General features: G+C 60.1%; 12 protein-coding genes. 2 read left to right on the plus strand and 10 right to left on the minus strand.

The features are described 5' to 3' along the window. Positions 1-40 precede the first annotated feature (40 nt). The 5 genes from Thiofri_RS20780 to Thiofri_RS20800 all read right to left on the minus strand — a co-directional run bounded on the left by Thiofri_RS20780 (position 41) and on the right by Thiofri_RS20800 (position 3,837). The gene (locus Thiofri_RS20780; RefSeq protein WP_190275794.1) at positions 41-1,675 is read right to left on the minus strand and encodes a radical SAM/SPASM domain-containing protein; all 1,635 of its coding nucleotides are present in this window, start codon (positions 1,673-1,675) and stop codon (positions 41-43) included. Positions 1,676-1,779: 104 nt separating this feature from the next. Then, complete coding sequence (locus Thiofri_RS20785; protein ID WP_009148056.1) at positions 1,780-2,124, minus strand: hypothetical protein; 345 nt, start codon at positions 2,122-2,124, stop codon at positions 1,780-1,782. Positions 2,125-2,681: 557 nt separating this feature from the next. Continuing rightward, a complete protein-coding gene (locus Thiofri_RS20790) occupies positions 2,682-3,044 on the minus strand; it encodes a Nif11-like leader peptide family natural product precursor (RefSeq protein ID WP_143741855.1) in 363 nt (120 codons plus the stop codon). 55 nt (positions 3,045-3,099) lie between these two features. Further along, positions 3,100-3,408, minus strand: coding sequence for a Nif11 family protein (locus Thiofri_RS20795; RefSeq protein WP_009148058.1), 309 nt, complete (start codon positions 3,406-3,408; stop codon positions 3,100-3,102). A 189-nt stretch (positions 3,409-3,597) separates the two neighbouring features. Next, a complete protein-coding gene (locus tag Thiofri_RS20800) occupies positions 3,598-3,837 on the minus strand; it encodes a hypothetical protein (RefSeq protein ID WP_009148059.1) in 240 nt (79 codons plus the stop codon). A gap of 68 nt (positions 3,838-3,905) precedes the next feature. Between Thiofri_RS20800 and Thiofri_RS20805 the strand changes: the two genes are divergently transcribed. Together Thiofri_RS20805 and Thiofri_RS20810 are read left to right on the plus strand one after the other, a co-directional pair. Then, positions 3,906-5,552, plus strand: a complete 1,647-nt coding sequence (locus Thiofri_RS20805) for a GH3 auxin-responsive promoter family protein (protein ID WP_009148060.1) — start codon at positions 3,906-3,908, stop codon at positions 5,550-5,552. A gap of 28 nt (positions 5,553-5,580) precedes the next feature. After that, positions 5,581-6,846, plus strand: coding sequence for an MFS transporter (locus Thiofri_RS20810; protein WP_009148061.1), 1,266 nt, complete (start codon positions 5,581-5,583; stop codon positions 6,844-6,846). A gap of 32 nt (positions 6,847-6,878) precedes the next feature. Here the strand turns inward: Thiofri_RS20810 and Thiofri_RS20815 are convergent, their stop codons facing one another. The 5 genes from Thiofri_RS20815 to Thiofri_RS20835 all read right to left on the minus strand — a co-directional run bounded on the left by Thiofri_RS20815 (position 6,879) and on the right by Thiofri_RS20835 (position 12,700). Then, positions 6,879-7,775, minus strand: coding sequence for a patatin-like phospholipase family protein (locus tag Thiofri_RS20815; protein ID WP_009148062.1), 897 nt, complete (start codon positions 7,773-7,775; stop codon positions 6,879-6,881). Continuing rightward, positions 7,772-9,454, minus strand: coding sequence for a GH3 auxin-responsive promoter family protein (locus Thiofri_RS20820; protein WP_009148063.1), 1,683 nt, complete (start codon positions 9,452-9,454; stop codon positions 7,772-7,774). Before Thiofri_RS20820 ends, Thiofri_RS20815 begins: the two co-directional genes overlap by 4 nt. A gap of 420 nt (positions 9,455-9,874) precedes the next feature. Then, positions 9,875-10,336 (minus strand): hypothetical protein, encoded by a 462-nt coding sequence (locus tag Thiofri_RS20825; RefSeq protein ID WP_009148064.1) that lies wholly within the window; start codon positions 10,334-10,336, stop codon positions 9,875-9,877. A gap of 109 nt (positions 10,337-10,445) precedes the next feature. After that, entirely contained in the window at positions 10,446-11,708 is a 1,263-nt protein-coding gene (locus tag Thiofri_RS20830; protein WP_040855632.1) for a hypothetical protein, read from the minus strand. A gap of 50 nt (positions 11,709-11,758) precedes the next feature. Beyond that, positions 11,759-12,700, minus strand: coding sequence for a peptide arginase family protein (locus Thiofri_RS20835; RefSeq protein WP_040855635.1), 942 nt, complete (start codon positions 12,698-12,700; stop codon positions 11,759-11,761). Positions 12,701-12,710 lie beyond the last annotated feature (10 nt).

Consider the following 12,710-nt stretch of genomic DNA (forward strand, 5'->3'; position numbering starts at 1 on the left):
GGGCTGTCGATGCTCTTCTATTGGCGATTAGCCAGCGCTGTTATCCCGCCAGGTAGAGGGGCATGGCATTACCCATAACTCCCCGCGAAGCTTCGCATCGCCTCCATCGCCAGCACAAAATCTGGGATAAGCTGCAAGCCAACCCAAAGCGTCTTCGATCCTGGAAAGCCATCGCGCTTGCGGTTCGGCGCTCGCTCGCGGGCGGCTGACTGCGGTCTATTTGCGAGCCGATGAAGGCCGCCGGTGCCTTGGAGAGGCTCGCGGCATGGCGCGCCCGGGCGATCTCCATGGGGGAGGCGGGGCTTGATTTCAGCTTGCGCGCGAGCTTTTCATCGTAGCCGTTGCGGAAGAAAAAGCAGGCGTCCGGGTCGGCACCGAAATAGTCCGTGCCCGCAGTCATGGCGGCGGCCCGGCAACCGCCCCCGCACTTGAACCGGTGCGCGCATGACCGGCAGCCGCGGTTATTGACGAAAACTTGGTCTAGCCGCGTATCGATCCTGTCGAAATAGGCCGAGCCACGCAAGCCCCGCGACAGCGTGGTCTCGGTTAGCCGCGGCATGTCTTGCTCCACCTGCGAACCCGTCATGGGAATGCAGGGCAACAGCCGGCCATCGGCCATGATGTAAGGGTGAAGGCGGCAGCTTTGGCAGGCTGTTTGTTTGGCGGCGTCCGCCTGCCCGGAAAACTTGTTAAAGGGGCTCATCCACAGTGAACTACCCTTGGGGCCGTAATACAGCCCACCGAGCGCCAACTCGAAAGGCGCCCCGTCGCGGTGATGATGCGCGCCTAATTCCAGGTAGGCGTCGAACAGCGCCTGGCGTGGTGCGTCCATCTGGTCGCCTTTGCGCGCCCAAGCGCCGGTGCTCATCATTCTCGAGACTTTCCAAGAGATGATGCCTAGCTCCTTTAGCAGCGCATAAGTGGCCTTTAGGCGGCGAAGATTTCCCTTATAGAGCGCTGTTTCGATACTGACCGGAAAACCAGCCTGGACCGCCCGCGAAATTGCCTCGACCGCTTTGTCCTCGGCCCCCGCGACACCCCGCACCCAATCATGGCTACCAATGCCGTCGAAGCTCATGACCATTGTCGGCCGCAACGCGCGTCGCTCGAATTCCGCCAGGGTTTGGTCGGTGAGCAAGACACCATTGGTATAGAGTTGTGACAGGACAATGCCTTTTTCAATCAGCGCGTCGACGATTTGCCAAAAGTCCCGCCGCACCAGCGGCTCGCCGCCTGTTAAGGCGACCCGGCCGACATTGGCGGCGTGGAACTGATCGACAATCTCCAGGCATTGTCGGGTGGATAGCTCGCCGTATTTAGCCTTCGGCGCATCCATGTAACAATGGCGGCAGGGCAGGTTGTATTTGCCGGTGATCGACCATTGGACCAAATCAGTAAAGCGGGACTCTGTCTTCCGGTAGGCCTGATCATCGGGCAACGCGGTGCCAGGTTCGCAAATTTGGGCAAGACCTTCGCGAATGTGTGACTTAACCCGATCAATTAGCGGGGCGGGGACAAGCGGAAATAGGATCGGCGTACTGCCGTCGCACAACGACAATGCGTGAAAGCTCTCGGCATCAAGTAGCAGATTGCGTCCACTTTTCCGATCATGGAGGCCGAAAGGAAGCCCATGCCAACCCCGGAGCGCATAACGAGAAGAAAGAAGTACGTACATAATACAAGGAAAATCAAAAACGAAATCCCCGCCCATTGAGGACGGGCTTTTCGTCCAAGACGGACGAATTAATTTCCGCCTATTTTTTGGATGGTCAAATCTGCCTAGCGGTGTGAACAGCCGCTACTAGGCTCGATGTTGTGAGAGTGCAAGAAATCTGTCCACGGCTTTAGGATATTATTGTAGAAAAAATCGTCTACAAATCCGCCGCCGGCCACCACATCTAGTTCCTTCAGATCGAGTTCTCTGTTTCGGTCGCGCTTGTTCAAAATCTCCGCTCTTAAAAGCTCTAGTAGCTGCTTGGTTTCCTCGTCGCCCCTATCGAACTCTTTTAGGGCAGCAAAAGGGTTGGTTTCGAGACGTTGGCGAAATTCCCCGTCGCCTTCGACCTTCTTTTTTATTTCACTAAAAAGATTTTCTAGCCGTTGTATCTTTTGACTCTGTTTCATTGGAGTTCTCTCAATGTTGCTTGCTAATAATCAAGTGAGTGCGATGTCGGAGGATAATGTTCTGTGCGATTTCTGTTACACGCATCCTATGGCTCGCTAATTGTTGCTCGGACGTGCTGACTAATTGCCGGTAGCCGTGGGATAAGGCACGGGTTTTTGACTGCGATGCGCCGAGGATTGGTTGTCGTTCCGCGGATAGGCCCCTTGGACAGATGGTGGATATCCACTCCTGGATACAAGTCGAGTGGGCATGGCTTGCTTGGAAATATCTTCTGGTGAGTCAGAAAGTGGCGATCTTCATCTGTCAACTGTGACACTGTGTAGGCGGCCATTTCGCAGCGGCGTCGCATCAGCTGACAGCTGTTCTCGGCGGGTTTGAAAGTGAATTAAGGGGCCGTGGTCGGATTTTCAGGTAATGATGTGGGCCATTGGATCGGGAGGCATGTCAGCGCCTCAATGCTCAAGCGCCGCAGACCCGCTTTGATGTCGACATGAAAACTGCATGAGGTGTTTGGGCTTGTTGTTGGCAGATTGAACGACCTAGTCTGGAGTCGACGCTAAATGCCAAGTGGACAGCCGTTAAGCCAGTACGGCGAGACATTGGGCGCCATCCCGAGGACCTCACAGGAACCGCCGTTTCCGCCTCCGCCACGAATAACGTCCAACTCATCGTTCGACAACTGACCGGATCGGCGAACCGCCTCAAAGGTTGTGACTTCATAGTCGCGGAGATCGTCCACCGTGAATGAAAAACCCATCGATTCCGCGATCGGCAAGACATGCTCCTGGATTAGCTCGAGTCGACGCGCTTCATCGAGGGCCTGACCTCTGTAGGTCGCGTTCAATTGCTGAAGCTTTTCCCGTCGTGATGGTTCTACCGCAAGGGAGGCGAAGAATTGCTTGACATGTTCAACCGTCATAAAGGAGTCTCTCGTACCGCTTGCATTCGTAAGCATCAAGTCTCGGCAGATGGTGCTACCAGGATGGGCGGGAGGCGGGGGGATAAAGAATCTTGTACATGGCTTGCGCGGCCGGGTTTGCCGCGAAGAATATTTTTCGTTCTTCCGGGAGGCCGCCCGACACCTGGTCCAATTCTTCCGCCCCGATTTCCACGATGGATTCGAATTCGTCAATCGTTGATTTAAGATTTTCCAAGGTGATGGTAAAACCATTCTCTCGGGCATAGCCGAGAAGTTCATCGGGGCTCATGGTGGCAATCTGTTCCATGCGGGCCTTGACGGTGCCAACATATTGCAGGAACTGTTTTTCGGCCTCGTTCACCATAGGGGTGCACTCCTGTGACTGAGGTTGATGCCATGTTTGAGCGGCGCCAAATCGCCTCGCCGCCATGGCTGCTGTCGTCGCGCGAGCATGGACGCGTGGTTAAATTCTAGTGGGCAGTCCGGGCGTCGACTATGCAATTCCGGCAAGACTTGCGGCGACCGCCAGGGATTCTGAGGGCTGGTGTTTTTGTCAATCCGGGATTTTGGTCCAGAGCTCCTGTCCGACGCCGCCTTGATTGGCGTTGTTGGGCGCGAAATCCGTGCAGGTCGCTGCAAAGCCTTGGGCGCTGGGCACGAGAAGCAAAATGGATCCAGGCTCGATTTTTCCCGTCGAACAGCTCGGCGAACCGAAGGGGCGACGATCACGCGCGATTTTTGGCATAATGCGCGTATGGATCTCGCCAAATTCCTGACACGGCCCATCAGTCATCGAAACATCGTGGACATACCCAGCGCAAACAGGTTTTCTGCTGCGGGCCTTTTCGCGGAGTACCCTGAATGACCTTCTCGACTGAACTCGCCGCACTCGAAGGGCCAGCACTTTGGCGGCGGTTCGCCGCGCTCTGTGATCGTACCAAAGCGGTTCAGGAAAGGCTGCTGCTCGAGCTGGTCAGTCAGAACGCGGACAGCCGCTTCGGGCGCGAACATGGCTTCGCGCGGATTGCCTCGATCGCCGACTTTCGCCGCCAGGTTCCGTTGCGCGACTGGACTGGGATTGAACCCTATGTGACAGCGCTGGTCGAGGGCGAGGCGGATGCCCTGACCCACGCGCAGCCGGTCTCGCGTTTCGTCATGACCAGCGGCACCACGGGCACGCCCAAGCTGATCCCCGCCAACGCGGCCAGCCAGACCGCCAATGGCGTCACCATGGCCCTGCGTCTGCTTGGGGTATTGCAGGATCATCCGGAGGTCTTGCAGGGCGGCATCCTAGCACTTGCCAACGCGCCGGTCGCGGGCCAAACCGCTCAGGGCGTCCCCTATGGCTCGGCCTCCGGAATGACGATGACTCGCGCACCGGCCGAACTCCAGCGCCGCTTCGCCTATCCGCCCGCCGTCCTGGAAATCGAGGACCAGGCCAGTCGCGTCTATGCGATGCTGCGTTTCGCGCTTGAACATGACCTGAGGCTAGCGGTTGGCAATAACCCACTCAACTTCACCCAGCTCTTCGATCTGCTACCCGTCCATGCCGATGCGCTGATCGCCGATATCGCCTCCGGGTCCATCTCGCCACCAACCCCCTTGCCGGAGGAGGTGCGCCAGCGTCTTCAGGCGCCGTTGCGGCCCAATCCCGAGCGTGCCGAGCGGTTGCGGCAACTCGAGGGTCTCACCGCCCGCGCGGCCTGGCCCAATCTGCGCTTGATCGTCTGCTGGAAGACCGGGCTCATGGGGCGATTTCTGGCCGACCTGGCCGAGCGCTGCCCACCAGACACGCAATTTCGTGAATACGGTTACGGCGCAAGCGAGGGTCTGCTGACGATTCCTGTCAGTGACACCAGCTCGGCGGGCGCGCTTGCGATTCATGCGATGTTTTTTGAGTTTCTGCCCGAGGAGCCCCCCCAGACCCCGGACGCGCCGACGCTTCTGGCGCATGAACTGGAGGTCGGGCAATGCTACCAATTGGTCCTGACCAATGCCGCCGGTCTCTACCGCTACTGCCTGGGTGATCTGGTCGAGGTCACGGGTTTTCAGGGAAGCACCCCGCTGGTGACCTTTCAGCGCAAGGTGGGTGACGTGCTGAATCTGCTGGGCGAGAAGATCGATGCCCGTCAGGTCGCCATGGCCATGCAAGCGGCCCAGGGTGACACGGGAGCCGCCATCCGGCATTTCCAGTGGATTGCCGATGAAGCCAGCCTGAGCTACGAACTGTGCGTCGAGCCGGCGGCAAGCAGCGATGAAGCGCTGTGGCGCCAATTGCGAGATACCTTCGACCGGGAACTGCGTTCCCTCAGCCATGGTTACCGTCTGCGGCGCGACAACGGCACTTTCAAGGCGCCACAGCTGCGGCTCATGCGCGCCGGTTGGTTGGAGGCGCTCTCCCAACGCGGCGGCTACCAGGCCAAGCCCAAAATCGTCGGCCACCAGCTTGCCGAGCCCGAATTGACCGTCGCTCGCATCGCCCCCGACCAGCGGAGCAACTCGAACTGAATCGGCGAGGGTCTGAATCGGCAGCGGTATGACACATTTGTTCAGCACCTTCAGCGAGCGCAACTACCGGCTGTTTTTCATCGGTCAGGGATTGTCGCTAATCGGCTATTGGATCCAGAGCACGGCCTTCAATTGGATGCTCTACACCTTGACCGACTCGCCCCTGATGCTTGGTTATCTCACCGCGGCCATCAATCTGCCGGTGCTTCTGCTGCTGCCATTCGCCGGCGCCCTTGTCGACCGCTTCGAGCGACGGCGGCTGTTGATCGCGCTCCAAATCCTGTTTGCCGTCCAGGCCCTCGCCTTGGCGGTATTGGCGCATTTCGAGCTTCTGACCCTGCCGCTGATCATCATCATGGGTTGTGTGATGAGCGCGCTGACAGCCTTCGACAGTCCAAGCCGGCAGGCCATTGTCCCGCGCCTGGTGACCCAGCGCGAGAATCTCCCAGCGGCAATCTCTCTGAACTCGATGCTGTTCAACACAGCGCGCTCGGTTGGCCCGCCGCTCGCCGGGTGGGTGATGGCCCAGACCGGGCCCGCGCCCTGTTTTTTGCTGAACGCGGTCAGTTATCTGTTCATGATCACCGCCCTATTGCTCATCTGCCTGACTCCGCCGATCAAGGGCGCGGCGACGCGAACGGCTCGCGGCGCGCTCGGCAATCTCGGTTTCATCCTGGCAACCCGCTCCCTGCGTTACTTGATCCTGTCCTATTCCCTGGTGGCCATTGCCGCCATGTCGGTCTATGTGATGCTGCCAGTTTGGGCCAACGAGGTGGCGGAGGCCGGCCCACAGGGACTGGGCTGGTTGATGGGAGGCATCGGTTTCGGCGCGCTGGCCGGGGCGGCCCTGATTGGCACCCAGCGTCGCCCGGAGCGGCTGTGGCCCATGTTTCGGCTCGCGGCCATCCTGCTTGGATTGGCCTTGATTCTGCTTGCGCTCTCGCACGGACTCTGGCTGGCGATGCTGGTGACCGTGATGCTGGGGATGGCCTATATCGCCCAAGGCGTTGCCGCCAATACCTTGTTGCAACTCAGCATCGACGATGACCATCGCGCCGGCGTCATCGCCTTTTACCTGCTGGCTGTGTTCGGCTCCATTCCAATCGGCAATCTGCTCGGCGGCTGGCTCAGCCAGGTGCTTGGCCTGCATGGCGCCTCGCTGGCGGCTGGCGCGGCGGTGCTCGTAGTCACCGCCCTGTTCTGGCCAACCAGTCATCGCATCATCCGTGAGATCCCACCCGCCGCGCTGGCATCCGGGGAGCCAGCCCCCGTCAAGTCAGAGCGTCGGCGATAAGACCGCTGGTATCGGCCAGGGCGCGCCGCCGCTCACCCATCGGCATCGGCGCCCCGCAGCGACGCCTGCCCGGAGACCGAACCGACGGCATCCAGAATTTCCGCGCCACGCCTTGCAACCACTTGCTGGCCAGTCTCGATAATGTAGGGAATGTGGTGCACGTCCCACATATTGATGGGACGGTTGAACGGCACCTTGATGATAATGATTTCGTGATGGTGCAATTCAATTGACAGGGCCAACTGGAAGCGGGTGATGGAATCCCCCTGGATGGTGTAGTAATTGGATAGACAGGCGAGATAGTCGTTGGCGCCATGATCCACCGGATCATGAAAAATAACGGCGATAATCACATCCATGTCGCGCTTGACTGCCTCCATAACCGGCAACGACGAGGTGTAGTAACCATCGGCGAGCAGGCGGCCGTTCACTTCCAGCGGTGGCAGCATTGGGAAAACCGCGCTGGAGGCATAGACCGCGTCGATTAGCGGCCCCTCCTCGAGGATGACCCCCAGGCCAGTCTGGATCTCCGTGGTCTGGATGACTGTCTTGGGATTGAGGTCCTCCAAGCGACGATCACCAAACATCTCATACAGCGCTTGCCTGAGCCTGGCCGGCCGCACCAGACCGGAGCGGGTGTCGAAACGCCCAAAAGGAAGGCGCGCCATGGCGAGCAAGGCCCGCAAGTTGATCGAAGAGAACAGATCGCGCCTGGCCACTCGCCCGATAAGCTCCCGGATTTGCTCGGCGGTGTAACCGCAGCCGCGCAGGGCACTCATGATACTGCCGCCGCTGCAGCCAACCAGGAGATCAACCGGAATCCGCGCCTGGTCGAGAAACTCAAACAAGGGGATCGCCGCCAATGGCTTGATGCCGCCACTGGAAAGCACCACGGCGACCTTGGGGCGCTCGGGCTGTTCGATTGTCATGCCGGCGAGCCCTCGCTTGGGTCCAGGGTATAGGCAACAGACCCGCCAGGTGGTCGTTCTGGCCCGAGAATCGCGGGCTTGAATTGGGTATCACGCATCCCGGACGCCACTTGATGATCAACAATGGCCCCGAGCCAGCCGGGTTCCATCAGCGACAGCGCCGGAGGCTTGAGCATATCCAGTTCCCGATACCGCTTGACGACATGGTTGAGTTCGCAGAGGCGGGCGTTGAAGCAGGCGAGCAGGCGCTGGATCACGTCCGGAGCTGGTGGGCTGCCAGCGGCCTCGATATGCAGGTGATAACGCGAAGCCGCCGACTCGCCCACGACCATGAAATGCATGGGCGTCACCCCAGTTTCGGCACAGGCGGACTGAACCGCAATGAGAATTTGGTTGGCGCTGACCTTCTCGCCTTGCAAATTCATCACATCCCGCCCCTTGCGCAGAAAGCTGACAAGGGGCGCCCCGTGGAAGAAATCCGTCACCTCGATCACGTCGTTGATCGAATACCGATACAGTCCGCCTGCCGTCGTCATCAGAATCTGGTAGGGCGTGCCAATCTCGAGCTCATGCGCCATCAGCACAGGCGCATCCGGCTGACCGAATTCCTCCTCTGGAATAAACTCGAAGAAATTGGTATGGACGGTCAGCAAGCCACTGTTGCCATCGTCGCTGATGGGAATGGTGATGTGCGCCTCGCTGGCCATATAGCCGCTATCACGCAGTGTCAGTCCGGGCGCGCACCAATCCTGAAGATGATGCGCGAACTGCCCCACGGTCCCACCCTTCCAGCAGCCGATGAGCTTGAGATCGGGCCAATAGTCCCTCGGCCGCAGCCGACCGGCGCGCCCGGCCAAGCGCTCCAATTCTCGCGCCTTGGCCGGCTCGGGCTTGAGGTTTTTGCTCAGCGTGGCGCGAATAGGCCCGGGAATGTCGAAATTCTTGGAGAGCGTGCCGTCATGAATATCACGAAAAAGCTCCGTCTTGCGCTCATCCGCGCTCTCGAACAGCTTGAGCAAGGCGTTGGGATTGGAACCAGGAATAAAGGTCACCGACCGCGGGACGGCACACCGCATCATGGCGTAGCGGCGCGCCGTGAAGTCTTCGATCTCGACTGCGTCATAGGGGTAGGCAAGCTTGGCGCGGGCAAGCGGGTGTGCGTCGCGCACCATCAAGCCCGAGACCGCCCCGTAAGGGATATTGGTGGTCTGCGTGTATCCCTCGATTGCCTTATTCACCACCGGAAACACTTTCCCGCCGAGAAAGCGCGGATGACGTTCGATGGCGGCAAAAGCCCAGATCTTCTGATTGAGCGAGTTGCCCTTGGTGCTCTCGGCCGTGACCGGAATCAGCTTGGGCTTGCCCGTGGTGCCGCTTGTCTTGTTGAACATCGCGGGCAGCGGACCGAGGGTGAGAATATTTGTCTCGCCCGCGATGATTCGATCGACATAGGGGTCAACCGTCTCCCAACTCGAAACCGGCACCGCGCGCGCAAAATCCGCCGGGGACTTGAGCCGCTTGAAATCATGCTCGCGCCCAAAGACGGTGTCGGCGTTGCGTTCCAGGCGCTCTTCGAGCAGCCGACACTGGGACGCCCTGAGATCGCGACAACGCTGAAGGAATCCATGCCAGCGCGCGCGCGTGACAGTATGTATCAAGGTGTTAAGAATGGCGGACATAGATCTTCACTTATACCTTAACCACAAGGGATTTCGACTCACCAAGCAAAAAACGCCACCATGCCAGAAGCAACCGAGCGCGCCTCGTCCGACTTGAATCCTGGGTCCAAGGTGGCCAATTGGATTATTTTAAAGCGATCCCAACCGATGCGCTATCCTTGCGTGCCAGGGCGAGCGCGTGCGAACTAAGGGGCGAACTAAGGGGCGGCGAACTAAGGGGCGAACTAAGGGGCCGTGCTCGGTTTTTCCAGGCAATGATGTGGACCGGTGGATTGAGACGCATGTCGGCGCATCAATGCTCAAGCGCCGCAGACGCGCTTTGATGCCGACATAAATAGTAGTGGGCAGTCCGGGCGTCGACTATGCAATTCCGGCAAGACTTGCGGCGACCGCCAGGGATTCTGGGGGCTGGTGTTTTGGTCAATCGGGGATTTTGGTCCAGAGCTCCTGTCCGACGCCGCCTTGATTGGCCTTGTTGGGCGCGAAATCCGTCCAGGTCGCTGCAAAGCCTTGGGCGCTGGGCACGAGCAGGGTGACACCTTGCTCGGGTGAGTCTTGGCTGGCAAAGATCAAGGCCAGAGTCCCGGTTTTGGTGTGCGCGATGCCTTTGCCTAAATAGGCTTGCCCATCAATCATCCCGGAAAACCTGAAGATCTTTCCTTCGATTTGGCCTTCGATTTGGCCTTCGATTTGGCCTTCGATTTGGCCTTCGATTTGGATTAGTGCCGTTCCGTCATAGTCCGCTGGGGCGGAGGTGCTAGAGCCGGGATTCCACCCCTCGATCCGGTAATTGCCGGCGAAGTCTTGCGCCCGTGCCAGCGGACTCCAAAGAAAGACACCGAAAAGAACCGTCGCCAAAGTGGTTCGCATTGCGTTGTGCATGGGGGTCAACCTCCGTTGCGTTAAAAAATGGGCGAGAACTGACTCGCGGACATCATGCGCGGCTGCCGGTGGATGCTCTCGGCTTGCCGTGCTCGGCGCGGGGCGATCGTTAAAGTTCACTGGCGACATGAGGGCTGGGGTTGGTCGCTGGGCGCGGTCTGAATGGGCGCTCGGGAATGTCCGTTGGTTGGACGCGCTCGTCGATGAAACCATCGTCAAACAAGCCCTGAATAAGCGCGGCGGCCATCAGTGGATTCAGACCCTGGTCGCGAATTAGGACGCGCTGGACATCGCGCGCGCTTCGGTTGCCGTCCGCGACCAGAGCGCCGATGCGCGCCGCCGGGCCAGCTCCGGAGAAATGGTGGATCTGCCTGGGCGAGATGAGATCGAAACCGCCCGCGGTTGCGCGATAGCGCAGATCATCGCGAAAACGCAGGGGATGTTCGGGCGGCGGGGCCGGTGAGGTCGCTCGCGCGAGCAGTTGAGTCAAGACGGCGGAAAAGTCGCGCGCATCATGGAAATGGGCCTGGTCAAACACCCGATAGCCCAAAGGCCAGCGGCGACAGGCATGGCAAGGCGCGATGAGCTGAATCTCGCGTCGCGGCGGATTAATCTTCACCCCGTTGAGACACGCGATACTGCTTTGCGCGACGGACGCGGCGCGCGGATCATCATCCGGCCCGAGGTCGCGCAAATCGCGCCCGCCCTGGCTCTGTTTTAGGAGCCGTCCAGAGCTGGCGAACGCGAATCCCGTGCCTTCGATTCGTATCGCCAACTCGACGCCAGCGAGTGCTCGCGGAGGGAAATTACGTTGCAGCCAGCACAGACTCTTGGTCGAGAGAAGATTGAACCGCAGATTCGACGCCGCCTCATCGCCATAAAAGCGCAGTAGCCCAGCGACCCAGTGCGCGTCTTCAACGACGGCGGTCGAGGTGAAAACCTTACTGCCGGTCAGTGCTTCGAAATCGCGTAAGTAATCCAGATAGTGCGGATTGTCATGCGGCTCGGTGCCATGATAAAGCAGGGTGATGGGCGCGATCTCCGCGCCGATCACGGCGAGGCAGCCTTGCACAATGGCTCGAAACAAGTCGCGCTCGGTGGCGTGGTCGAGCACGGCGCGCAACGGCTGGGGGGCGAGGGCGCAGAACCAACACCGCAGGCTGCAACCGTCGCAGAGTTCGATCGCCACCGCCGGCGACAGCAGGTCCGCGTCCAGGATGCCAAGCTCGCTTTTCGCCGCGGCCAGACGCCGCGCCCGCCAGGCACTGAAGGCGCGGTGGCGGGGAAACTCAATCCGAGCCTGGGAGGCGTTGTGCGCGGTCAAGGTGCTTCGGGCCTGCCATGGGGTTGCGCGGTCGGAACTGGCCGTCATTTACCGTTACACAAAGGCTTCATCCTCCGGGGTGGTCGTGATCATGCCTGTTAGGAACCGATCTCGGCGGCCAGCTCGGCGATGGCGATCTGGCGCAGCGGGTAGAGCATCGCCAGGCCGTCGAGGACCTGCTGCTCTAGCCAGTCGACCTGATCGGCCGGCACGTAACCGCTGATGCTGGAACGGCAGACCGTGATCAGGCTTGGCTGGTGTGGAAGCCGCTTTAGCCAGTCCATGAAGACCTGGATGCGCTCAGTGACGCGCGCTCGCTCAAAGACCGGGGAGCCGCCGGGCGCTGAGCGGGCGAAACGGTAGTAATACTGGCCTTCGCGGCAAAATGCCCTCACGCAGCCGCCGTGCAGGCGCACCCGATGATAGGGATGATCGCGATAAGCGCGATATTCCGCCTCGGTGATCTGGATTTCCATGGTTTCGGCGGCTGCGTCATCGCTGTGGAAATAGTCCAAATCGATATCCAGCACCCAGGGCAGGGCGGATGGCGCGCGTGAATCGACCGCCGCATCCGCCGGAGTCTGCGTTGTGATGGAGCGGAAATGGGCGCGCGCCCAGCCGGCTGGGTCGAGCAGGCCGGCTTGGAAACGATTGGCGGTCAGGCGCAGACGGCGGCCGTCACCCTCGAGCGAGGCGAGATACAGGGGCTTGGCGCGCACCGGCGGAGGATGCGTCGCCTCGGACGGCGCGGGGCGCAACCAGTCGATGCGCTCGAACAGCCCAAGGTACAAGGCCGGTAGGATGAAATCGCCGATGCCGAGCTCTTCGTAGGTGAAACGCCGTAGCGATTGCCGGTCCGCGCCCACCGCGTCAAGGCGGATCGAATGCAGCGATTGATTCAGGCACGGCAGACTCATGTCCGCATGCGTGTCGACATGCAGCAGCCAGTTGCCAGTCGGGGCGATCCAGCCGCGCGCGGCCGCGAGCAGCCAAGCCAGGAATGCCTCGTGGTGCTCCTCGATAACGACGGTTGCAATCACGATGAACCCC

The organism is Thiorhodovibrio frisius (assembly GCF_033954835.1).
GTDB classification, from domain to species: Bacteria; Pseudomonadota; Gammaproteobacteria; order Chromatiales; family Chromatiaceae; genus Thiorhodovibrio; species Thiorhodovibrio frisius.